At 58.6% G+C, this 2047-nt stretch carries 1 protein-coding gene and 1 pseudogene; one reads left to right on the top strand and one right to left on the bottom strand.

The window, feature by feature from the left end; genetic code table 11:
• Positions 1–375 precede the first annotated feature (375 nt).
• Positions 376–1323, bottom strand: coding sequence for an aldo/keto reductase (locus ACFFAR_RS12290; protein ID WP_375507940.1), 948 nt, complete (start codon positions 1321–1323; stop codon positions 376–378).
• A 284-nt stretch (positions 1324–1607) separates the two neighbouring features.
• Between ACFFAR_RS12290 and ACFFAR_RS12285 the strand changes: the two are divergent.
• A pseudogene (locus ACFFAR_RS12285) lies at positions 1608–2047 on the top strand (flagellin); the annotation flags it as partial.

Raw genomic sequence — 2047 nt, 5'->3', positions numbered from 1 at the left:
AATAGTGGTCATGGAAGTCCTAAATCGCTAATACGTTTTTCTGACTGCGCGGCGAAGCGTAACCAAACGGGCTTACGCCGCGCGCCGGCACTCCGATCGTCCACCCAACGCGGCGAACACGAGCAAAGCGGCCACGGAGGCCGGAAAAGAGAGAGGTGGGATTTCACCGCCGATCACGGCATGCGCATTCCCTGGAATCCGGAACAGCGCACTTCGGGCCGCCAGACGTCGCGAAAAGCTGCCGCGTCATCGGGCAAAAATCTCGATTCGGGCGAGATGTTATCAGATCGTCGACGTATCGCCAACCCCGCAAAGCCGGTTCGCGGGGCGCAACTCCATGAAAATCCGAAGTTTTTCAGGCATTTATGCGAAAACTTACGCCGGATCACTGACGTCCGTCAGCAACGCAATGTCTTCAGGCTCGAGCGTGATGCGCGTGGCTTCGGCAAGATTTTCGAGCTGTTTGACCGAAGTCGCGCTGGCAATCGGCGCTGTCACGCTTGGACGTGCGATCAGCCATGCGAGCGCAATTGTAGCGGGCGCGACGCCGTGGCGGTCGGCGACCTTGACGAGCGCATCGATGATCCGCAAGCCGCGATCGTTCAGATAGCCCGAGACCTTGGAACCGCGCGCAGCGTTCTCCGTATCGGCTTTGGACCGGTATTTTCCGCTCAGGAAACCGCTCGCGAGGCTGTAGTACGTCACCACAGAGACCTTATGCGCCGCGGCGACCGGCTCCTGGTCGCCTTCGTAACCTGCGCGATCATAGAGGTTGTATTCCGGTTGCAGCACCTGATAACCCGGAACGCCCTCATTTTGAGAGATCTTCAGCGCCTCTTCCAGCCGTTCGCCCGTGTAGTTCGATGCCCCGATCACCCGCACCTTGCCGGCTGCAATCAGCTTCTGATAGGCGCCGAGCGTGTCGATGAGCGGCGTTTTATCGTCGTCGAGATGGGAGAAATAGACGTCGATGTAATCCGTCTTGAGCCGCTTGAGCGAGTCGTTCACGGCCGCTTCGATGTTCGCCGCCGACAGCCCCGGCCGCGTGCTCAGCATGCCGACCTTGGTGGCGAGCACGACCTTGTCGCGCTTGCCGCTCTCCTTCAGCCACTTGCCGATGATCGTCTCCGATTCACCGCCCTGGTGGCCTTCGACCCAGGACGAATAGACGTCGGCGGTATCGATGAAATTGAGGCCGTGGTCGACAAAAGCGTCGAGAAGGGAGAAGGAAGTGCGTTCGTCGGCGGTCCAGCCGAACACGTTGCCGCCAAAGACGAGCGGCGCGACCTTGAGGTCCGAGGTACCGATGGTGCGGTGTTGCATGGTGGCTCCTGACGTGTGCAATCAAGGGAATGCTGCGAAAAAGAATACCCGTGAATCTCCATGCCCGCAGGCGGTGTGCCATTGCAAACCCCTTACGGCAAGACTATCTCCAGCGTTCAAGGCATTCCTTCTACAAATGATTTTCGAATTCCTCAAGTTTTTGTGAGGGGCCGCTAACCCAAGTAGGCGGCCGGCTAACACGCTCGGAACCGCCAGGCAACAGGACGGCGTAGTAGCCAAAAACAGCCCTTTTAGCTCACATAGCTTTTTCAGGAGAAATCCAAATGATCGGTATTAACAGCAATATCAACTCGCTGGTCGCTCAGCAAAACCTGGGCAGCACGCAGAGCGCGCTGTCGTCGGCAATCACCCGCCTGTCGTCGGGCAAGCGCATCAACAGCGCCGCGGACGACGCAGCAGGACAAGCCATTGCGTCGCGCATGACGTCGCAGATCAACGGCCTGAACCAAGGTGTATCGAATGCGAACGACGGCGTTTCGATGACGCAAACGGCATCGAGCGGTCTGAGCCAGATCACGGACAACCTGCAACGTATTCGCCAACTGGCTGTGCAAGCTTCGAGCGGTTCGCTGTCGTCGACCGACCAGGCAGCGCTTCAGTCGGAAGTGACGCAGCGTATCAGTGAAATCAACCGTATTTCGTCGCAAACCACGTACAACGGCACGAACTTGCTGGACGGCTCGGCTGGCGTGAAGAGCTTCCA

The organism is uncultured Caballeronia sp., from assembly GCF_964243625.1.
In the GTDB taxonomy this organism is placed as follows: Bacteria; Pseudomonadota; Gammaproteobacteria; order Burkholderiales; family Burkholderiaceae; genus Caballeronia.
Note: the sequence above shows the minus strand (reverse complement) of the source record. Positions and strands in the feature narration are given on the sequence as shown.

Bases quoted from the DNA above. Each gene is read 5' to 3' on its own strand.
- ACFFAR_RS12290 (WP_375507940.1), bottom strand. From the start codon at position 1,323: ATGCAACACCGCACCATCGGTACCTCGGACCTCAAGGTCGCGCCGCTC.